Genomic DNA, 20,791 nt, shown 5'->3' on the forward strand with positions numbered 1-20,791 from the left:
TCACACTTCTTCCTGAATAATGAGTAGTACTTGACCGGCAGATACATATCCCCCTTGTTTGCAGAATAATTGTTGCACGGTGCCCGTGACAGGCGAATCTACCGAGAATTCCATTTTCATGGATTCGACCATGATCAGCTGTTTTCCTGCTTCTACGGGTTCTCCTTCCCTGACCAGCAGCTTCCAGACTGTGCCTGTTACTTGAGAAGTGACAGCTTGCGCACCTTCTGGTAAGTCGAGTTCGCTCTGTGCATCGGCTTCTTCCAGTACATCTTCACTGATATATTGAGCTAAGTGATTAGCCTGCCAGCGTTGGCGTTCAGCTTCGAACGCAGCTTGCTGTTTAGCTTTGAATGCATGGATACTGGCAGCATGTTGCTGCAGAAAAGCGTTGTATTCACTCAGATTCAGAACCGTTTCTTCCGTGCGTAGCTTGAAACGTCCGGTAATGAAATCGTTACGCAGTGTGAGGAGTTCACTTTCGCTGATGGGATAAAAACGGATTTGATCAAAGAAACGTAGTAACCAGGGACGGCCTTCCTTGAAATCGGCGGTTTGGCGATAGCGATTCCACATTTGTACGGTGCGACCGACAAACTGGTAGCCGCCCGGGCCTTCCATACCATAGATGCATAAATAGGCACCGCCAATCCCGACAGCATTCTCAGGTGTCCAGGTACGTGCGGGATTGTATTTGGTGGTGACAAGACGATGACGGGGGTCGAGCGGGGTCGCGACCGGTGCGCCCAGATAAACATCCCCCAGCCCCATGACCAAATAGCTCGCTGCAAATACAATATGCTGAACTTCTTCGATGCTCTCCAAGCCATTAATGCGGCGAATAAATTCGATATTACTTGGGCACCACGGTGCGTCGCTGCGGACCGATTGCATGTATTTTTCAATAGCGAGCCGCGTAGCGGCGTCATCCCAGGATAAAGGTAGATAGATGATGCGGGACGGTACTTCCATATCATCGATTGCGGGCAGCTCGTTTTCACCTGCCATCAGAAGAGTCATTAACGTATGGCGCGTTAATCGTCGTGAATCAAAATGGATTTGCAGGGAGCGAATGCCGGGCGTCAGATCCAGGATACCAGCAAGCTCACCGCTGTCGATACGTTGCTGTAGCCATGTCATCAAAGCATGAGCCCGGAAGCGTAAATTAAGATCGAGCACAGGCGGACCATATTCGATTAACAAATATTTATCGCCAGACTGACGATAAGTTACTTGCACCTGTTTTTTGCTCTCAGAAATACGATGCAAAACGGGATTTTCCAGCTTCGCAGATTGAGTAGAAATTGAGATATTTCCATCGGCATGAAGATGCTGGATCAGCAAGTTCTGTTGTTGCTCCAGCGCAAGCGCATCTTCCATCGCTATTGCGCGGAAATGGAGGCTATCGCCTGGTCTAAGCTGGCCAATTTTCCATAACTCTGCATAAGCTATGGTAACCGGACAAACAAAGCCACCCAGACTGGGGCCATCAGGACCAAGGATGATCGGCATATCGCCGGTAAAATCAACTGCGCCAACCGCGTAGGCGTTATCATGAATATTGGAAGGATGCAGCCCAGCTTCGCCGCCATCCATACGCGCCCATTGTGGTTTAGGACCGATGAGGCGCACCCCGGTACGACTGGAGTTATGATGGACTTTCCATTCAGCGGCAAAAAAATGTTCAATGTCTGCTTCGGTAAAGAAATCGGGCGCCCCATGTGGACCATACAATACCGCGATTTCCCAGTGGTTCGTATAATCAGGAACCCATTCCTGTGGCAGATACTGTGGAAGGAAAGGCTGAGAAGACTCCATCACGTGAATATGCAGCACATCCCCGGCACGGAGCACACGTCCTGCATGCCCACCGAACTGACCGAGTGTGAAAGTAGCTTTGCTGCCAAGGTAATCAGGTATCTGAAAGCCGCCTTGTACTGCCAGGTAAACTCGGCTGCCCGCTTGTTTAACCTTGCCAAATTGCAAGAGTGTACCTGCTTTGACGAGATGAGATTGCCACTGGAGTAAGGGCTTACCGTCCAATAATATATCAATAGGAGCGCCACAGATGGCAATGATGCTAGCGCAATTGAAACGCAATGTCGGCCCCGCCAGAGTGATTTCCAGCCCGGCTTTATCTTCGGTATTATTCACTAGCCGGTTGGCAAGACGGAAGGCCAGACTATCCATTGGCCCTGAAGGAGGAACGCCTACGTTCCAGTAACCGATTCGCCCAGGATAATCCTGTATCATGGTTTGTACACCCGCGTTCAGGACATCAATGCTGTGTGCCTGATAATGGAAATCATTAAGAAACTGAGTGCTCACTTGCCCATTACGAAATAGGGTACTTTGCAGAATCTGTTTGAGATAAGCGAGATTGGTTTCAATCCCATGCAATGCCGTGTGATCCAGCGCTGTAAGGAGATGAGCAATGGCTTTTTCCCGGTCAGGTGCATGCACAATGATTTTAGCCAGCATGGGATCATAAAACGCTGATATGTTTATCCCTCGCTCGACCCAGGTTTCCACCCGGGCAGCAGTAGGAAACTCCGCCGTGGTCAAGGTGCCGCTGGAAGGCTGGAAATCTTTTGCAGGATTCTCCGCATAAATGCGTACCTGGATAGAAGCACCCTGTGGTTTGATTATAAAAGAATCGAGCGGGAGGAGATCGTCCGCTGCTTGCCGCACCATCCATTCTACCAGATCGATACCGGTAACTTCCTCGGTGACCCCGTGTTCGACTTGTAGACGGGTATTAACTTCAAGAAAATAAAACTGGCTATTAACAGCATCGAAAATATATTCGACGGTACCGGCAGATTGATAATTAACTGCTTTGCCGAGGCGCACCGCGGTTTCCAGTAACGCCTGACGCAGGGGAGGAGGGAGGTTGGGGGCAGGTGTTTCTTCGATGACTTTCTGGTTGCGCCGCTGCATGGAGCAGTCGCGCTCGCCCAACGCCACAACTTGGCCCTTACCGTCACCAAAAATCTGCACTTCAATATGGCGAGCCTGGTCGACATATTTTTCCAGAAATAATCCGGCATCTTTGAAATTGTTTTGTGCGAGTGTTTTGACCGATTCATAAGCGTCAACCAGTTCATCCTGATTCCAGCAGAGACGCATGCCTATGCCGCCACCGCCGGCAGTACTTTTTAACATGACCGGGTAACCAATATGCTTGGCCTGATGGCAGGCTGCTTCGAGATTTTCCAACAGATCGGTTCCCGGCAGAAGGGGAACTTGGTTTTGCAATGCCAGGGCCCGGGCAGTATGTTTCAAGCCAAAGGCGCGCATTTGCTGCGGAGTAGGGCCGATAAAACATATCCCATGCGCAGCACACTGCTCGGCAAAATCAGCTTTCTCACTGAGGAAGCCATAGCCTGGATGAATCGCTTGCGCGCCAGTTTGCCGAGCAATCGTTAGTATTTTATCTGCGCGCAGATAGCTTTCAGCCGCGATGCCACTACCAATACAGTGAGCCTCATCCGCCTCGATGACATGCCGTGATAAAGCGTCCGCTTCGGTATAAACGGCTACGCTTGCTATCTCCATCCGGCGGAGTGTGCGGATAATACGACAAGCAATTGCGCCACGATTGGCAATGAGCACTTTATTAAACATAGTTTTATCCTTCATGGATCAATCATTAACTGGCTGACGTCTCCCAGACCAGTAATCTGATCGGTGTTGGGTTGTAAGCATTGCAAGGATTATTCAGCTGCGGACAATTCGAGATCAATACCAATACATCCATTTCAGCGCGCATTTCGACATACTTGCCAGGCGCAGAAATACCGTCTACAAATTCCAATCTACCATCCTCTGTGACAGGCACATTCATAAAAAAATTGATATTGCTCGGAATATCGCGCTTGCTCATGTCAAGGTGCCCGCAAGCGGTTTCATGTGCGAGTGCATGCAGAAAATTATCGCGGCAGCTATGCATCGGGTATTTTTCCAGCGCGTAACGCACGGTGTTGCTTTCTGCGGAACAGGCACCGCCCAGCGTGTCATGACGTCCACAGGTGTCCGCAGTGATCGTGAGCATGACATTGCCAAAATTGGAGCAGAGCTTGCTGCCAGTGGTCAGATATAGCTTATTCTGCGCGCGTATCGTGTCTGCCACGCTATAGCGCTCCCATGCATGATTTGCATTGAAAAATAGCGTATCGACGGCCTGATTGCCTTCCAGGTCAACAATACGAAAAATCTGTCCCTGTTTAACTATCTTGACCCAAGGCTCACCTGCCGCACAAATTTCATCAATGATAGCAGCATCAGGATTAAGTTGACTTTCGATCAATTGAAACGTATTCATAATGCACCTCCACAAGGGGGATAGAACCGATGAGTATTGTGCAATCCACGCAGGTTCTCGGCAATTTGTTTGCACTCCGAAGCTGCCGCGGAGGAGGTAGTAAAGGCAGCCAGATGGACAGTACCGGGTTGATAAGTTGTGTTGGTATCAAGCGGATGAGGAGCGGTAGAAAGGACAACCAATGTATCCATTTCAAAACTCAGATCGACATAACTGCCTGCTTTACTGTGGTTGCGATGGAAGGTGAGTTCACCTGCATCATTGGCAGTTACTTTGCTGAAAAAATTTATATTGGCTACGATGTCACGCATGCCCAGCCCCCATTTGCCAAGTTCGATCAACATGCCATCCAAACCATTGCGATACATTTGATTGCGATGTTCTTGGTAACGGGTGATGCCATATTTTTGCTGGATCAGTGTGCGATCACTCAAGCCACATACGGTATCATGCCACCCTACTGTGTCAGCTGTAATGCAGCAGAATATCCGACCCATATCGGAGTAACAGGCATGTCCCCTAGTCAAGTGAAAAGTATGTTGTGCCTTCAACGTATCGGCCATATTGTAGCGCTCTAGTTTTTCTTCTTGATTGAAGAATAAAACCGCTGCATTGGCGTTACCGCTGACATCGGCTAAACGCAGAGTAATTCCGCGACGCAGTATGCCTGACCAGTGGCATCCGCCCGGAATAGGTTCTTCCCATAGGGATATATTCTCTTGATTCATTTGTTTCTCCTTATCAGAATGGTTAAGGTTGTTGCGCTTAGGATGCTTCCCAGAACCAGCGGTACTGCCCAAAGCTGCCACCAGGGCGCATTGGGTGAAGCCAAGTAGGTGCGTGGCCACGCAATATTAATTAACTCGAATAATGACCAGAGAAAAGCGATGATATTGATGATCAGACCCCACCGTCCTAATCTTAATTCCCCCAGCGCTGGATCCCAGCGGCCGGTGAGCCGAGTGTATAAACCGACGCCTGTGGTCATGGAAAACATGGCATAGAGACCGCCTGTACCAAATGCGATGATGGTAGCGACAGCCTGATCATGGAGCCCGAACAATAGTCCCAGGCCAGCCAAAAATACTGTGCAGAGAATCGCATTTCTTGGTGTTTTAGCAGTAGTTACGCGGCTGAGTGGTGCAGGCAGGCTGCCTTCACGCGCCATGGAGAAGACGATGCGGGAGGTGTACTTCACGACGGATGCACCGCAAGCGAGAAAAGCGATCACGACAATCGCCAGAAAGGGTTTCTCAAACCAATCTCCAATATGGGTGGTAATCAGCGGTGTAATAGGGTCAAATGTTGCACTGGTTTTTGCCAGGGTATCGTGATCAAACGATAACGTTAATGCAGCAGAATTGAAGACGACCACGGTACCTACCGCGCATAACGAGAAAAAAATCGCGCGCGGTACCATGCGCTTGGGCTGGTGCGTTTCCTCTGAAGTGGTTGAGCAGGCATCAAATCCGATGAATGCCCAGCCGGCAATGGCGAGTGCAGCTAAAAAAGCAGAAAGTTTGTCCGGTGCTGTACCGCTACCCAGGTTCTGGAATAATTCGGAAACGGGATGTTCCCGGAAAAACAGGAAAAGTAACAGGGCAATACCAAATGATCCAATGATTTCGGCATATACCCCAAGTGCAATGATCGACTTGAACACATTTACATGAGCAAGATTGAGCAACATGCAAATGAGCAGAAAAACCATACCCCAGCATACCATTATAAAGCCAGTTCCACTTGGAGCATCAAATAGAATAGCGAGCCAGATTCCTCCGGTATAAGCGGTTGTGGTCAGCATGGCGATGGTTGAGCTGACATAAATGATCCCAGCGTACTGGCCTGTAATCGTTCCACCGAGTTGGCGCGCCCATTTGTAAGCGCCGCCTGCAATCGGAAATTGGGAAGAGAGCTCGGCGTAGACGGTCGCAACTAATAACTGCATGATTAAACAGATCACGAGCGCTGTGAACCAGCCTCCACCAGTGACATTGGTTTGGACACCGACTATGGCATAAAGCCCAACCACAGGAGAAACCACAGCGAAGCCAAGCGTAAAGCTATTCCAGATGCCCATGCTGCGATTAAGCATTTGGGGATCAGTTGATTTCATTTCAGATGAAAAGCTTTTGTGACTATGAACGGTTGACATGGTATGCCTCATAAAAATAATGAGAAATGATTCAATCCGAGTTAAAGCTCTCAATTAACTGAGAAGCTGAAGATCGGTAAAAAGCTTAGCCTGAGAGCGATAGCTCGTTTAAACCTGGAAGTAGTTGGAAAAAAATGAACGGTCAGGCATTGCGTATTTTTTTCTGACCAACTCGAATTACTCACATTGGCCTGTATCCATGAATCGGCCGTAGCAAGTGTTAGATTTTTTCCAGTACTATTGCTGGAAAGAAAGTGGTGAAATGAATATAAGATTGATATGTACATAACGAAGCCTCCTTTAAATCATCAGGTCAAATACCGAGAGTCGTAATGTGTCAAAACATTACGTTTCTCCCGGGCTTTTATCCCTCCGTGGAGCTTCGTTATTACTGAAGCCAGAAACTCTCGGACCAGACACTTCTAAAGCAAGAAGCCGGAACCCTAGTTTGCTATTACATCAGTTGTATAACATGATACAACTTAGTGACGCCTCTCAATAGTTAATGAATACTAAGAAACGATTTCAAGAATAAAGTTAACATATCTTTTTTAGAAAAACAAATTTGTATTTTCGAAATTGATGGTAAATGGCGAACTCCTCGTATAGTATCTTGCTTATAGATTTACTAGACTAGGAAGGTGTGGGTCAAGCAACACCATACTGTGCGCGATAACGCTTAATGGCTAATAAATCAGGTGCCATATCGCCTCTGGCCACTAAATAATCCATAATATTATCCAAATTGATAATGCTGATCACCGGGATGTGGTGCATCTGTTCAACATCCTGGATAGCAGATTTCTCATGGCGGCCTCGCTCCATGCGATCCAGCGCAACGACAACACCACAAGGTGTGGCTGAAGCAGTACGAATAAGATCGACAGATTCCTGGACGGATGTGCCTGCAGTGATCACATCATCGACAATCAGCACTTGGCCTGCGAGTGGCGCACCGATAATATTGCCTCCTTCGCCATGATCTTTGATTTCTTTTCGATTAAAACAGAAAGCATAATTATGACCCATCTCAGCTAGCGCAATGGCAATCGCGCTGACAAGCGGGATCCCTTTGTATGCGGGGCCAAACAACATATCAAGCGGGAGTTGGGCAGCTAAAATGGCTTGCGCGTAGAATTGGCCGAGTTTATGGAGTGAATTGCCATCATTAAATAACCCCGCATTAAAAAAATAGGGTGACAGACGTCCTGATTTGGTCTTGAATTCACCAAAGCGCAGCACATTACGTTCGATGGCAAATTCAATAAAGGCTTGTTTAAAATCTGGCATAGCTCTAATAATTCATAAAAATGCGAATTATAATGCTAAAGATAAATGGTGTATTCTGCATAGCTACAGTTTTGGCTTAAGTTTATATTTTAAGCGGTTTTTGGCTGTTTATTATTTGCTGTTTTATATACAGTTTGCTCTTCATCTATGAAAAAAATTGTTTATCGCAAACACAATTTTTACCATGTTGCTAACCGATATAAAAATCCGCAAGACAAAACAATAATAAACCGAGAATTAACCAACCGCCTTGGTTTATACATTATGCAATGATTGACATTTTTCCTACTGCATCCAAAAGCACAAACATTTGTAGGGTTTTTAACAGTTGTCTTTTTTGTCATCCATTCTTCGCTGACGCCATGGCTGCGGTATTAATTCCAGAATGTGGTTGGCTCATACATCCCGTCCTCAATCATTTCTTCCATAAGGCATCAACCAAAGTGTTTATGGAAGAGTACATTCTGCCTAGGGGCTTGTTCCTTGATAAAATTTCTCTGTTTCAATGTCATTGAAGTCTGGAGAATAAGACAGCAGGTATTTAAGCGTATACCCGGCATTGGCAAAGGCGGTTTTGACACCCTGCCGTTTGTAGAACGTCGCGTTGTCCATGATAATTACGCAAGCGGGCAGGAACTTGGTCAAAAGGTCCTGTGTAACCCACGCATGGAAGATGTTGGCATTGATCAATGTTAATCCCCAGGAGCATAGCCATGCGTGAGGGGCATGTCGTGCGCAAAGCCTCTTTCATCGAGATAAACAATGACGCGTCCTTCGCGTTCATAGCCTTCAATTTTTTTCTGAAAGATAGGCCGCTCTTCTTCGTTTGTCTTTGGGTAAGGCAGGTTCTTTTATAAGTCACACCCAGACGCCTTAAAGCATAAATTTATTCACTAACATCAAGTGGTAAGATATATAATAAATTCTTTTGTTTCATTAAGTTGTAGTATAAGTTTTAATTTGCCAATAGCATAAATCTACTGTAATCTTGTTGTAATCTACGTCTTTAATCTTTGGGATAGTTAACATGGCAGTCGTGAAATGGGCTGTACGTCCATGGGATGATCGCAGAATTTTATATATTAATGAGTTATGTGATGTATCCAGTATGCTGCCAAACGAAGGCGATATCATCAGTCGGCCTTTTCTTGTTGATCCTGAAACACTTGAACCGGTTCTTGTTCGTGTGATTGAGATTATTGATCATCCCAAAATGCATTCCCATGTGGTTGTCGTAGTAGCCCCAGCAGACGAATATTAGTAAGCTTGGCTTTGTGCTTGCCGATTACAACCCGTGCTATATTAGTTGTTGACATCCAGTAGATAAACGCTCGCATTTGGCAATCTAATGCATCTGATATGTCGCCCTGGTGGCAAGTGATGATTTCTTGATAAACTAGCTGTGTGTCTGATTGTTTGACAGCATGGAGTTCAATTGGTAACGCCTGCGCTACCACCAACCGCAAATTGTTGCTAATCCCCATCCCTTCGCTCCGGTGCTTACATCCGGCTCCACTCTTCACAGCGCACCTTGTGAGATACCTTGTTATCCAGAATTTGGTTAGTATTTTGTTTCCATTTATTGTAACCATTGGATTATGTGAATTTTAGAAGAATAGGGTCAGGCTAATGAAGGTTTTTAGTAGGTGACAATTCGAACCAGAATGGCTCTCTCTTACCAACGACAATTTCTTCATTGAGTTGATATAGGAAATTGAGCGTAATAATTGAATAACCTGGTTGAAGTCCCTCAATCTCACCATATTCGTTTTCCAGAATATGATGCACCACAAAAAGAGAGCCGTATTCAAGTATAAGAGTCGTATTATTCTCAATGACAGAGGGGGCAACAATTATCTTATCTTGATGATTTAATTGTTTAAGTACTGGAGCAATAACGTAGTTTGTATTCTTGTACAAGAGATTATCGTATGATTCAAAATTGACAAATAGTAAGCCAGAGTAATTTTTCTCATTTCAGAACTGGCTAAGGGTGATGGAGTAATCACGATTTAGCTTAACTACGATATTCCGATGTGACTTTTTCATTATTTGCTCCTTATAAAGTTGTCGCAACAGTGCGGAATTTTTTCCAAGCAATCCATGTTTAACAACTAAATGGTACGCTTATACCGGAATAACCAGGCGTTCAACGCTACGCCTATAACAGATATTGCTTGTTTTTATAGCTTGCTTTGTTTGATATAAGGATAAGGCTTTAAGCCTCTAATCTAGTTGATCCGCTTGATCCGATACGATGGTATTAATTACACGTATTGTTTTTGCTAGTTATTCAAAGTAATTCTGATTGTTTAGTAATATTGGCTCGGTGTTTTATCTTTTTGATTTCTTTTTGTGCAATTTGTTCTTCTTGTGGTTCTTATCCCGCTATGATGTGCGACCTACTGAAACATAGAACAGGCTGGGAGCAATAAGAAGTGCTGTGAGTAAAAAGCCATAATTTTAAAATCATGGGTTTTGCTAGGTTTGTTTATTATCCACATTTTCCGTGGATAAAGCTGTGGATAACAGCCTGATCTTGAGCAAGGATAAAGCTTGATTTAGATTGCTTCAAAAATATGCTAAAGATTTTAGCATCATGGCCGATAACCTATTTGTACTAATGGTGTTATTAATGCTAGCCATAGTCTTAGATAAGTCGGTGAGCTAATTTACACCTCACCGAGTTATTTTATATTTGAATTTGTTTGAACTTTGTTAGTGAGAATGAGTACTAATTAATACTCCTATTATGGGAGTATTTTAGTGCATACCTGCTGATGTTCTGCCATTACGTCATCGGTTATGTATATGTTTTTTATCCCCTTTGCGGTACATGGCATAGTTCTCTGACTCCTTTCTTATCGCTATGTACCGCATCCTTATTGATGTTCATCAACTAATAAAAGCGTTTACCTTATCATTTGTAGGATTTCTTATGTAGGGTCTCAACGTTGATAGGTGTGCCGTTTCCTTCAGCTGTTATTTCAATTGTGTTGCCGTCAGGTTTTCTTGCCTGAGGATCTGTTGGCATTTTAGCGAAACTACATTAATGCTGAGACAAGCTGCCTAAACCTTTTGTAATTTCCAGTTATTTTTTTATATTGAGAAGATATTCTTCGTGAATGTTTAATTTTGTAAAAGTGACATTCATTCAAATGATAAATTTATATAAGAATATGTATTTATAGGATATTTAATAACTTATTATTAGTCTCATATTGCTCTTAAAATAAAAATTGTATGCATTTGCATTATTGCTTTGTTATTTGCTACTCCTTTATATTGCTAAACAACAAAGTGAAATTACCTTGAACAACTTTAAACAATGATTTATTCATTGTTTAAAGTGGACTTATTTCCTTTGTTGATAGCTTCTTCTTTTTAATCATTCTTATTATTTTAATAATTTCTTCCTATCTTTCATTTTAATAATTTCTGGTTTATTAGCCGACTAAAAGAGAACTAACTAATGCAGTTTTTCATGCATCACACTTATTCTCTATAAGCTTGGCTATAAGCTATAAGTTATAAGGAGGCAGTATGTATAAATCTACTTTAACATTGAAGAAAACACTCATATTGATCGGTACATGTATGTTTGCCAGCATGGCATTCGCTCAGACCACTGGGACCACAGGTGGTACTAATACCACTGGTGGCACTGACACCACTGGCGGTACTAATACCACTGGCGGTACTGGTACCACGGGCGGTACGAATATTACTGGCGGTACTGGTACCACTGGTAGTAATGATCAGGCCGCTTGTTATGAATGGGATAAGTTTCCGAATGAGCGATTTAATCTTAATGTAAAAATGCATAGTTCTCTTTCTAGTGCAACTGGTGGAAGTGGAGGAACTGGAGGAACAGATTCTAGCCAAGGCCAGCAAACAGCTTACAGCGTCCATGGTAAACATGTGATCAGTAGTGCTTTCATGGCAACGGTAGAAGGCACTGTCGTTACTGCTGGCGAAACCTCCGATACCACGGGTACGACAGGAACGAACACCGGTTCGACGGGAGCTCATTTAGGTCTTCTTGCTAAATGGGTCAGAGGAGATGGGCAAACTGCTGATTTCGTTCGGTCAGTAACGGTGGACTGCACCTCGGATGAAGCGAGTTCAACGCCGAATACATGGACTTGTGAAAGTAGAAATGAATTTGATATTTACCATGGTTCTTCCACGCTCACCAAGGTGGATGAGACACAAGACCAAGCTTGCAACGCCTTTGAAGATAGTCAGCAACGTGCAAACGCAAGTTTAACTGCTAATTCTCTGCAGGGTGTTAACTCCAGTGTTTTAAATTCAAATCAGGGTCAGCAAAATCAGAATCAGAATCAGCAGGGTCAAAATTCGGCACAGTAACGTAACTGTTACATAAAGATACAAAAAGGCCGCATATGCGGCCTTTTTGGTTTTCCCGGTCAAACCACCTGGCTTTGGCTTTCTGCCTCTTCGTTTATCTCGTACTCAGGTGTTGATAACGCCTTTAATTGAGCCAAATCGGTTAACCGCATCCGATAGCAATCAGTTCTTTACGCCTCTAGTTTTCTGCGGTCGGGCGGGCGCGAGGAATACAAACTCACAACGGAGAAAATAACTCCGCCTGATTTTCTTCGACTGGTCATTAGCACACGACCGCTGCATATTCTATTTGTAGCGCTTCAAAATATTACAAGTTTGCACCTAAATATTTTGACAATCTTGGCAATGGTGCCAAATCGCGGATTGCCGTTTTCCGAGAGTGATTTGTATAAGCTAGTTCACGATACTCTGGCTCGTGCCGCGATTTCGGCCATACCCCTAGCGCGAGCAGCAGTTTTCAATGCCAGAATAAAATCGGATGCAACTCCGGAATGAGTGGTTTTGCGCAAGAACTTGCGAATGTCCTCGTCCGTCTCAAGGTGTGCAGGGATGTTGAAATGTCTTGTTCTGATAGTCATTTTCAAACCTCCAAGAATTTTAAAAGTATTTTCTCTTTTCTTAATGTCTCGCTCTTGACCAGATTTATTACTATACACCAACAGTAAAATAATGTGCTGCTGGCGGATTGGGTAATACATAAATGCTGTTGCTAAAAAATAGCGCAGCTTGATCAACCCGGTTTCGATCGTTCTGTCATTACTAAAATTGCCATTTTCAACTTGATTGAGGCAAGACAATAATTTATTGCAGATTGCCAGAATTAGTTTACCGGACTATTCATTAAATTCTTGTGTAGCAATCGAGGCATATTTCACCGCTTCAATATATTCATACATGGTTGGTTGTTGGGAGGTGTAAGCTGGCTGATTACAATTTGTACTATATGAGTATTTGATATTACATTTAAAAAACTTCAAAATTACCAAGTCGAAATTTGACAAAACTCGTGTTCTCTATCAACTGACAAGCTATAACCATCAACTGCCAAATGGTATCTTTGTGGTATTGCCTGCACGGCTTTTGGCCTTCAGCTTGAGATTCTTTACTCGCTGCTCCCGCACTATGGCTTTGCGCTTTAACATAGCTCTGCCATCAATAAATTCCCATTCCCAATCCAGATCAATAGCCAGTGCTTTAAAAATATGGATCCATTTCCTGCTCAATGCCCATGCATTGAATCTTTTATAGATGGAATTCCAGCAGCCGAATGCCTGGGGCAGGTTGCGCCATGGACAGCTAACCCGCATTCGATACAATATTCCTTTTACCGTCATGCGTAGATTGCGCTTGTTATCAATCGATTCTTGAGGCAGAATCTCCTCCAGCTTCGACCAGTACTCATCATTGAGCATCATCATTCGAGGCAGCGCAAACTCGTTTTGTTGGTGGTATGCAAACCCCAATATTACGAGTTTGTTTCTATCTATGAAATACCTCTCTTAAAACGTCAACAGACCTTAGGGTAATAAAAGATTTAAGGCCTTGGCGGGGGAGCGACCAAGGGTTCTATGGATTGCCAGTGAAGACGCTGTCACGGATCAGTCTGGCCTATTGCTGCATGAATAAAGAGTGGGGAATGACTGATGAGCAGGCGTGCAGCAAATAAATAATGATTGCCACAATCACCTGTAGATCAGCAATGGCCTGAGCAGAGCGTTCGAAATCATTGGCAATCAAAACGAGCGCTTTATCTTCTTCTGTAGTGTAGCAGATGCATCGCAGACACTCAGGATATTAGCTGCCTGTGTTGGAGTTTAAGCGGATGGATGGATTGATCGGCTGCCACACGACCAGTAACCTGCTGTGAGGAGGTCACTTTAAAGATAACATGGGCGCGGCAAAAAGAACATTCTGTTCTGTACGCTCGACCTGCCATTCATAGGTATTATTCCATTTCTAAATCAAAACTGACTTTGTCGGCTTCACCTTACCGTATTATTGTATTGATACTGTCTGCGGCTTGCCTTCGCGTCATTTTTGATTTGGAGATGGAATTAGGTATATTCATTCATGATTCCATGTTAGCGTCTTTATTAAGACTATCAATCACTCCCTTAAATTTAGGTAATTCCTGCCAAGCTACCGGATCGCAGGAAGCGGTCCACAACCTTATTGCGGTCCTATCGCCTTCATATATAAATTTATTATTAAAATATCTTCCTATACACACCAAAGTCTTTTCTGTTAACTCATTGGGATCAGGGTTAACATAAGCAAGCAATATTCTCCTATCCTTCGGTGCCGTGTTTATTGGTTGCCAGCTCATTATTATCTCCATTTGCTTGATGATTCTATTAAATCTATCGGCATCTTTTTCCACGTAACTTATAATTTAAACTCTCCCTAGACGGATTGAGACCATTTAAGAAAATTAAAGATGCTGCTAAGTAATCAGATACGCAGCTATTATGTTTACTTATCCATTGGCTGGTCGAATCAACTTTTCCCCCTGATTACTTATCCGTCTTATTACAGATGGCGCCGCTCATAATTGCATCTGTTATGAAGAGAGCGGTTTCATAAGAATAGCATTAAAACATCATATATTAACTATTGCGGTCTCCTATAAGCCTGCGAAGGGGGAAGAGACTGGCATCTTTGGTAGAAATATAGAATAGTTTATTTCTTTTGTTGATAAATGTTTCCATTCGTAGAAACCCAAGTTGGAATAAGATAGCACTGACGCAGCATAATGCCGCTCGATCAGTTTGGCGCGTGGATAAGCAGGAGTAAAACGTCTGTGTACATATCGTTACATTGTTATTCGTTAAATGAGTGTTTTATACTGTCGGTCTCATCATGTAATGAAGATTCCTCATGACAACCATTGTTTCTTTTGTACCTACTGATGCCTCGACGCGATCCTCCTTACTGCGTGCAGAGATTGACCCTGCCGTTTGTATATTGCCGTTATTGCAGCATCGCATTTCTGCCGGGTTTCCATCTCCTGCAGATGAATATGTTGAGAAAAGGCTGGATCTCAACCATTATCTGGTACGCAATAAAGCGGCGACATATTTTTTTCGTGTCGTTGGCGATTCCATGAGCGGTGCACATATATACGGTGGCGTTATGCTGGTGGTGGATCGTTCCATCAAGCCTAAGTACGGACACATCGTGCTGGCAGTGATTAACAATGAATACACTGTGAAGCGATTGTATACTTGTAATAATGTAATCGAACTGCATGCTGATAATCCCGCTTATTTACCGATTCGTTTTAAGGTAGATGAAGAATTGCAGGTATGGGGAGTGGTGGTAGGAACAGTCACACGCTTTGCGGTGTGAGCATTACTATGAGCAATTCTCTTATTAGTCAACCGATGTTCGCTCTGGTAGACGTGAATAATTTTTATGTCAGCTGTGAGCGTGCCTTCAATCCGAACCTGATCAATCGGCCAGTGGTGGTGCTCTCCAATAATGATGGTTGCTCGGTGGCCCACTCTCATGAGGTGCGAATACTTGGGGTCAAAATAGGCACACCATGGTTCAAGCTCAAGGATTTAGCAAGGCAGCATCACATCATTGCGCTTTCATCGAACTATATACCCTTTATAGTGATATGTCGGACCGCGTAATGACCATATTGCGTGGTTTCAGTCCCCATGTTGAAGTCTATTCCATTGACGAGTGTTTCCTTGGTCTGCAGGGTTTGGACAAACTTTGGTTAACGCCTACGAACATGGGTCAATCCATCCGTCAGCGCATACGCCAGTGGACCAGCTTGCCGGTATGTGTTGGCTTTGGGATTACTAAGACATTGGCGAAGCTGGCTAATCATATTGCCAAAAAGCAACCGGAATTCAATGGCGTATGCGATCTCGCTTCCATACCATCCGCACAGTTGGAGGCTTTATTATCGGCTATCGAAGTGGGCGCAGTATGGGGCGTGGGGCGACACTTGAGCCAGCATCTTAATGCATTCGGTATAAGCACTGTGAAAGCATTACGTGATACGCCTCCCTCCTGGCTACGTACCAAGTTCGGAGTAGTCATGGAACGCTTAGGTTATGAGCTACGCGGGGTATCGTGTCTGGCATTGGAAGAAGTATCAGTACCTAGGAAGCAGATCATTTCTTCCCGCTCGTTTGGCCAGCTTGTTTATAGCTTGCCTGAGCTCAGCGAAGCTGTTGCCAGCTACATGAGCAGTGCGGCAGAAAAGCTGCGCCGTCAGAACTCAATTTGTAATGTAATCCAAGTGTTTATCCAGACCAATTCCTTCCGTGAACAGGATAAACGATACAGTAACAGCATGACTGTGCCCTTGCCCAATGCCAGCAGTGATACACGTTTGCTGATCAGGGCGGCGCTATTTGGTCTTAAGTGTATCTACCGGCAAGGTTATGCTTATAAAAAAGCAGGCGTGATCTTGAGCTGCATTGATTCTGCAGCAAAACAACAGGAGCCATTGTTTGAACTGTATGGCGCAGGGGGTAGATCAGCAAAATTAATGTGTGTATTAGACCAGATAAATCAAAGATATGGACGTGATACCTTATCGGTATTTTCAACAAGTAAGAGGAAATCATGGTCCATGCATCGGGGGAAAGTGTCACCTTGCTATACAACGAACTGGAACGATGTCCCGATTGCATACGCGTATTAATCAAAGGACCATTTGATCAGGGCTCAAGTTCGAAGCCTATGTATTCTCTATTGTTTCATTTCTATCTATAGTGGATTCTGCCAAAAAAACAAAAAACGGATACAGTATATGGTACATAATGAGCAAAATGATATTTATTAATAATTAAATCAATAGGTTATGTTGTTCATATGAGGATTATAACGCTTAACTTGAATGGGGTACGTTCTGCAGCTAATAAGGGTTTCTTTCAATGGATGACTCAGCAACAAGCTGATATTGTGTGTGTTCAGGAGTTGAAGGCCCAACTTAATGATATGACCACTGAAATGAAAATTCCGAATGGCTACCAAGGTTATTTTCATTGTTCAGATAAAAAAGGCTATAGTGGGGTAGGGGTGTATTCTCGCTATGCACCTGACAAAATCATTAAAGGCATAGGAATTCCGGAAATCGATTTTGAAGGGCGATATTTACGTGCAGATTTTGGCAATTTGAGCATCATATCAATTTATCTTCCTTCAGGAGCGAGTGGTGAACATCGGCAAGTTATCAAGTTCTTTTTCATGGAGCGGTTCTTCCCGATTTTGCAGGCACTGGCTGGTAGTGGCAGAGAATTCATTTTGTGCGGAGACTGGAATATCGCTCATAAGGAAATCGATCTAAAAAATTGGCGCGCTAATCAAAAGAATTCAGGATTTCTTCCAGAGGAGCGCGCTTGGTTGACAGCAGTTTTTGAGGAATTAAATTTCATTGATGTGTTCCGAAAAATTGAGCCATCACCAGAACGATACACCTGGTGGTCAAATCGCGGGCAGGCATGGGCAAAAAATGTAGGATGGCGTATCGATTATCAAGTTGCGACCCCTGTGATCGCCAGCAAAGCAACTAGCGTATCTATTTATAAGGAGGAACGCTTCTCGGATCATGCGCCGCTCATCATTGATTACGATCATTACTTATGAGTACCATTGCTAGTTGGCTGAGTGTTTGTCGTATCTATGCGCACCCCAGGGTGATGGGCATGCTGGCACTGGGTTTTTCCGCAGGGTTGCCCATGTTGCTGATACTTGGTACATTATCCTTCTGGTTAAGAGAAGCAGGTGTTGATCGCACTACCATAGGCCATTTAAGCTGGATTGGTCTGGCTTATGGCTTTAAATGGATGTGGTCCCCCTTGGTCGATCGTCTTCCCTTACCACTCTTAACGCGATTGCTAGGTCGACGCCGTGCTTGGTTACTGCTTTCGCAGACCACGATCACGATCGCTTTGGTGGGCATGGCGAGTACTGACCCACTTGAAAATCTCTCCCACATGGTTTTTTTTGCATTAGCAGTTGCTTTTGCTTCAGCTACTCAAGATATTGCACTAGATGCTTATCGAATCGAGGCAGTCGAACTAAGATTACAAGGTGCGATGGCGGCTACTTATCAAGCGGGTTATCGTTTGGCGATGATATTGGCTTCTGCGGGGGTGTTGTGGATTGCAGCCTCGTTAGATGGTAATCCAGCTGATTATGATTATCAGTCTTGGCGAATAGCTTATCTGGTTATGGCAGCCTCTATGGCGGTGGGTATTATCACTACATTTATTATTCAGGAGCCTGATGTTTCCATCAATCATCTTGTTGTGGAAAATGAAAGACAAGCCAGCCAAATAATTGCACGCTGGAATTTAAATACTCCTCTTACGCAATTATTAATCTGGTTATACGGTGCCTTGATTGCACCTTTTCAGAATTTTATTGTACGGCATGGCTATCATGCTATCTTGATACTGACTTTGATCGCTATCTATCGCATTTCGGATGTGGTAATGGGCGTGATGAGCAACCCTTTCTATGTTGACATGGGCTATACCAAAGATGAAGTAGCAGCCGTCTCAAAAGTGTATGGTGTCATCATGACAATTCTAGGTGCGGCAATAGGAGGGCTGTTGATAGTCAGATTGGGTGTGATTAAAACGTTATTCTTTGGTGCCATTTTATCTGCCGTGACTAATTTGTTATTTGTCTGGTTATCGATGAAAGGGCACGATATTACTGCACTTATATTGACTATTTCTGCCGATAACCTTTCCGCTGGAATCGCTTCTTCAGCATTTATCGCTTATCTTTCAGGATTGACTAATTCTGCCTATTCAGCGACCCAGTATGCTTTATTTAGTTCAACCATGTTATTGCTCCCGAAATTTATTGCTGGTTTTAGTGGGCAATTTGTAGATACGTATGGGTATGCGCTATTTTTTACCGGCACTACCTTACTTGGTTTACCTGTTCTCCTTTTGGTATGGATGGTCGGGCGAATAGAACTTAAACTATCTAGTGTCGGCCCGAAAACCCTCTTCTTCTATAATAAACATAGGGTTGCGTCTAATTCAAGAAAAGAAGATTGCTGAAAAATTGAGTGAAAGTGCCGTTATTAGGTGGTTTTGGCGTATTTTCAAGCAAAACAATTTCAAACTTCGATTCAAATCAGCGAAAATATTGTCCTCAAAGACAAACTTCGTTCAAGTGGAAATCAAATGCGCGTAGTGCAAAATACCCAGATGGAATTAGGTGAAATTGATGTATCCCACATCAAATTTGACTTGAGATCACGAGATGATATTCCGAAGATACTGCGCGGCTTACAGCACCTGTACCTGGATGAGGCATTGTGCCACAAAGTTTTTGCCTTACTGGAAAGTGAAATTGCCCCCAAGGTGGATAAGCACAATGGTCGTCCTGGCATGACCCTATGGAGTGTCCTGGTATGTGGCGTATTACGGCTGGACTTAAATGCTGATTATGACCGTCTGCACGAATTGGTCAACCAGCACAGGACCTTGCGCGCAATGTTGGGGCATAGTCTGTACGATGAAGACAAGCAATATGCCTATCAAACCCTGGTGGATAATGTCAGTTTGTTCACGCCAGAATTGCTGGACAGATTAAACCAGATCATCGTCGAGGGAGGGCATATCCTCATAAAAAAGGACGAAAGCGCCCTGCGTGGGCGGTGCGACTCCTTTGTGGTTGAAACCGATGTGCATTTTCTAACCGACATCAACTTATTGGGGGATGCCCTGCGCAAAGCGATTACGCTGACGGCGCGCTGGTGCGAAAGCCAGCACTTAAGCGACTGGCGGCAATATCGCTACAATCTACGTCAATTAAAACGACTTATGCGCAATGCACAGAGCAAGAAGCGCCGCAAAGCCGCAGACCAACAAAGCAACCTACAAACGATTCAAGCGTATCAGGCCTATATTGAGCAAGCCCAATGTTACGTGAAAAAAATTCAAACCACCTTAACCAAGCTGGCTACAACTGCTACGCGCGAGTTGCTGCAAAAGATTGAAATTGAAGACTACCTCCAACATGCCAAGCGCCAAATAGACCAAATTGAGCGTCGTGTTATCAAAGGCGAAATCATTCCTCACCAGGAAAAAGTATTCTCCATTTTTGAACCCCACACCGAATGGGTCAGTAAAGGCAAAGCCGGTGTGCCTGTCGAGTTAGGCGTCAAAGTGTGCATTCTGGAAGACCAGCATCAATTCATCTTGCACCATCACGTAATGGAAAGACAAACCGATGATCAAATTGCGGTAAACATGGTCACGCAAGCTAAAAAACGCTTTCCCATACTCAATGCCTGCAGCTTCGATAAAGGTTTTCATTCACCTGCTAACCAGGCTGAATTAGCCCAACATCTTGAGCAGGTTACGCTGCCCAAAAAAGGCAAACTATCCAAAGAGCGCAAAGCAATAGAACAAATGGAAGAATTTGTTAAAGCCCGTCGTGCGCACTCAGCAGTAGAGTCAGCAATCAATGCGCTGCAGGTGCACGGACTAGACAAATGCCTAGATCATGGCATGGGTGGTTTTAAACGTTATGTTGCGCTGGCTATTGTCGCCAGAAATATCCGCCGAATAGGTGATATTCTATGGCAGCAGGATGTGGAGCGTGAACGTAAAGCGATAAAACGTCATTTAAAGCACCAACAAGCAGCTTAAGCTCTCCCG

At 44.2% G+C, this 20,791-nt stretch carries 17 protein-coding genes, 2 pseudogenes and 1 riboswitch; of the genes and pseudogenes, 8 read left to right on the forward strand and 11 right to left on the reverse strand.

What is annotated here, in order from left to right; genetic code table 11:
• From uca to AAW31_RS23655, 6 genes are all read right to left on the reverse strand, one after another.
• Positions 1–3,627 (reverse strand): urea carboxylase, encoded by a 3,627-nt coding sequence (gene uca / locus AAW31_RS10980; protein WP_046850256.1) that lies wholly within the window; start codon positions 3,625–3,627, stop codon positions 1–3.
• Positions 3,628–3,652: 25 nt separating this feature from the next.
• Positions 3,653–4,324, reverse strand: coding sequence for an urea amidolyase associated protein UAAP2 (locus AAW31_RS10985; RefSeq protein ID WP_046850257.1), 672 nt, complete (start codon positions 4,322–4,324; stop codon positions 3,653–3,655).
• Positions 4,321–5,052, reverse strand: coding sequence for an urea amidolyase associated protein UAAP1 (locus AAW31_RS10990; protein WP_046850258.1), 732 nt, complete (start codon positions 5,050–5,052; stop codon positions 4,321–4,323). The genes AAW31_RS10985 and AAW31_RS10990 overlap by 4 nt, the downstream gene beginning before the upstream one ends.
• Entirely contained in the window at positions 5,049–6,479 is a 1,431-nt protein-coding gene (locus tag AAW31_RS10995) for an APC family permease (protein ID WP_082110426.1), read from the reverse strand. Before AAW31_RS10995 ends, AAW31_RS10990 begins: the two co-directional genes overlap by 4 nt.
• Positions 6,480–6,830: 351 nt before the next feature.
• Positions 6,831–6,937, reverse strand: a riboswitch (guanidine-I (ykkC/yxkD leader).
• Between the two features lie 190 nt (positions 6,938–7,127).
• A complete protein-coding gene (gene pyrE, locus AAW31_RS11000) occupies positions 7,128–7,769 on the reverse strand; it encodes an orotate phosphoribosyltransferase (RefSeq protein ID WP_046850259.1) in 642 nt (213 codons plus the stop codon).
• 468 nt (positions 7,770–8,237) lie between these two features.
• Entirely contained in the window at positions 8,238–8,459 is a 222-nt protein-coding gene (locus AAW31_RS23655) for a transposase (protein ID WP_144412930.1), read from the reverse strand.
• A gap of 337 nt (positions 8,460–8,796) precedes the next feature.
• Here AAW31_RS23655 and AAW31_RS11010 point away from each other — a divergent pair, with 337 nt between their 5' ends.
• On the forward strand, positions 8,797–9,030 hold the full coding sequence (locus AAW31_RS11010) for a hypothetical protein (RefSeq protein ID WP_046850261.1): 234 nt from the start codon (positions 8,797–8,799) through the stop codon (positions 9,028–9,030).
• Positions 9,031–9,395: 365 nt separating this feature from the next.
• Here AAW31_RS11010 and AAW31_RS11015 read toward each other — a convergent pair whose 3' ends face one another.
• On the reverse strand, positions 9,396–9,689 hold the full coding sequence (locus AAW31_RS11015; RefSeq protein WP_046850262.1) for a hypothetical protein: 294 nt from the start codon (positions 9,687–9,689) through the stop codon (positions 9,396–9,398).
• A 1,623-nt stretch (positions 9,690–11,312) separates the two neighbouring features.
• Here AAW31_RS11015 and AAW31_RS19015 point away from each other — a divergent pair.
• Positions 11,313–12,140 carry a hypothetical protein gene (locus tag AAW31_RS19015; protein WP_052752211.1) on the forward strand — a complete coding sequence of 276 codons (828 nt, stop codon included), beginning with the start codon at positions 11,313–11,315 and terminating at the stop codon, positions 12,138–12,140.
• 299 nt (positions 12,141–12,439) lie between these two features.
• Here AAW31_RS19015 and AAW31_RS22180 read toward each other — a convergent pair.
• From AAW31_RS22180 to AAW31_RS11035, 4 genes and pseudogenes are all read right to left on the reverse strand, one after another.
• A pseudogene (locus AAW31_RS22180) lies at positions 12,440–12,838 on the reverse strand (addiction module antidote protein).
• Between the two features lie 311 nt (positions 12,839–13,149).
• A pseudogene (locus AAW31_RS11030) lies at positions 13,150–13,567 on the reverse strand (IS5 family transposase); the annotation flags it as partial.
• A 181-nt stretch (positions 13,568–13,748) separates the two neighbouring features.
• A complete protein-coding gene (locus AAW31_RS23160) occupies positions 13,749–13,877 on the reverse strand; it encodes a hypothetical protein (RefSeq protein ID WP_258920392.1) in 129 nt (42 codons plus the stop codon).
• Positions 13,878–14,208: 331 nt separating this feature from the next.
• On the reverse strand, positions 14,209–14,466 hold the full coding sequence (locus AAW31_RS11035; protein ID WP_139297497.1) for a hypothetical protein: 258 nt from the start codon (positions 14,464–14,466) through the stop codon (positions 14,209–14,211).
• A 551-nt stretch (positions 14,467–15,017) separates the two neighbouring features.
• On the opposite strand from AAW31_RS11035, the gene AAW31_RS11040 reads away from it, so the two are divergent.
• From AAW31_RS11040 to AAW31_RS11060, 6 genes are all read left to right on the forward strand, one after another.
• Positions 15,018–15,488 carry a LexA family protein gene (locus AAW31_RS11040; protein ID WP_082110427.1) on the forward strand — a complete coding sequence of 157 codons (471 nt, stop codon included), beginning with the start codon at positions 15,018–15,020 and terminating at the stop codon, positions 15,486–15,488.
• 8 nt (positions 15,489–15,496) lie between these two features.
• The gene (locus tag AAW31_RS23235) at positions 15,497–15,778 is read left to right on the forward strand and encodes a Y-family DNA polymerase (protein WP_309567357.1); all 282 of its coding nucleotides are present in this window, start codon (positions 15,497–15,499) and stop codon (positions 15,776–15,778) included.
• Positions 15,778–16,806: a Y-family DNA polymerase gene (locus tag AAW31_RS11045; RefSeq protein ID WP_309567358.1), complete on the forward strand. Its 1,029-nt coding sequence runs from the start codon at positions 15,778–15,780 to the stop codon at positions 16,804–16,806. Before AAW31_RS23235 ends, AAW31_RS11045 begins: the two co-directional genes overlap by 1 nt.
• Positions 16,807–16,976: 170 nt before the next feature.
• A complete protein-coding gene (locus tag AAW31_RS11050; RefSeq protein ID WP_046850264.1) occupies positions 16,977–17,750 on the forward strand; it encodes an exodeoxyribonuclease III in 774 nt (257 codons plus the stop codon).
• Positions 17,747–19,183: an AmpG family muropeptide MFS transporter gene (locus AAW31_RS11055; RefSeq protein ID WP_235264360.1), complete on the forward strand. Its 1,437-nt coding sequence runs from the start codon at positions 17,747–17,749 to the stop codon at positions 19,181–19,183. The genes AAW31_RS11050 and AAW31_RS11055 overlap by 4 nt, the downstream gene beginning before the upstream one ends.
• A 126-nt stretch (positions 19,184–19,309) precedes the next feature.
• Positions 19,310–20,782 carry an ISNCY-like element ISNco1 family transposase gene (locus AAW31_RS11060; RefSeq protein WP_046851577.1) on the forward strand — a complete coding sequence of 491 codons (1,473 nt, stop codon included), beginning with the start codon at positions 19,310–19,312 and terminating at the stop codon, positions 20,780–20,782.
• Positions 20,783–20,791 lie beyond the last annotated feature (9 nt).

The sequence above is a fragment of the Nitrosomonas communis genome (genome assembly GCF_001007935.1).
Taxonomy (GTDB): Bacteria; Pseudomonadota; Gammaproteobacteria; order Burkholderiales; family Nitrosomonadaceae; genus Nitrosomonas; species Nitrosomonas communis.

What these genes read in the sequence shown, in the direction of transcription:
- AAW31_RS11045 (WP_309567358.1), top strand. Translation starts at nt 15,778, where the DNA reads ATGACCATATTGCGTGGTTTCAGTCCCCATGTTGAAGTCTATTCCATT.
- AAW31_RS10990 (WP_046850258.1), bottom strand. Translation starts at nt 5,052, where the DNA reads ATGAATCAAGAGAATATATCCCTATGGGAAGAACCTATTCCGGGCGGA.
- AAW31_RS23235 (WP_309567357.1), top strand. Translation starts at nt 15,497, where the DNA reads ATGAGCAATTCTCTTATTAGTCAACCGATGTTCGCTCTGGTAGACGTG.
- AAW31_RS10995 (WP_082110426.1), bottom strand. Translation starts at nt 6,479, where the DNA reads ATGTCAACCGTTCATAGTCACAAAAGCTTTTCATCTGAAATGAAATCA.
- AAW31_RS11040 (WP_082110427.1), top strand. Translation starts at nt 15,018, where the DNA reads ATGACAACCATTGTTTCTTTTGTACCTACTGATGCCTCGACGCGATCC.
- AAW31_RS11010 (WP_046850261.1), top strand. Translation starts at nt 8,797, where the DNA reads ATGGCAGTCGTGAAATGGGCTGTACGTCCATGGGATGATCGCAGAATT.
- AAW31_RS11050 (WP_046850264.1), top strand. Translation starts at nt 16,977, where the DNA reads ATGAGGATTATAACGCTTAACTTGAATGGGGTACGTTCTGCAGCTAAT.
- AAW31_RS11035 (WP_139297497.1), bottom strand. Translation starts at nt 14,466, where the DNA reads ATGAGCTGGCAACCAATAAACACGGCACCGAAGGATAGGAGAATATTG.
- AAW31_RS11060 (WP_046851577.1), top strand. Translation starts at nt 19,310, where the DNA reads ATGCGCGTAGTGCAAAATACCCAGATGGAATTAGGTGAAATTGATGTA.
- AAW31_RS10985 (WP_046850257.1), bottom strand. Translation starts at nt 4,324, where the DNA reads ATGAATACGTTTCAATTGATCGAAAGTCAACTTAATCCTGATGCTGCT.
- pyrE (WP_046850259.1), bottom strand. Translation starts at nt 7,769, where the DNA reads ATGCCAGATTTTAAACAAGCCTTTATTGAATTTGCCATCGAACGTAAT.
- uca (WP_046850256.1), bottom strand. Translation starts at nt 3,627, where the DNA reads ATGTTTAATAAAGTGCTCATTGCCAATCGTGGCGCAATTGCTTGTCGT.
- AAW31_RS19015 (WP_052752211.1), top strand. Translation starts at nt 11,313, where the DNA reads ATGTATAAATCTACTTTAACATTGAAGAAAACACTCATATTGATCGGT.
- AAW31_RS11055 (WP_235264360.1), top strand. Translation starts at nt 17,747, where the DNA reads ATGAGTACCATTGCTAGTTGGCTGAGTGTTTGTCGTATCTATGCGCAC.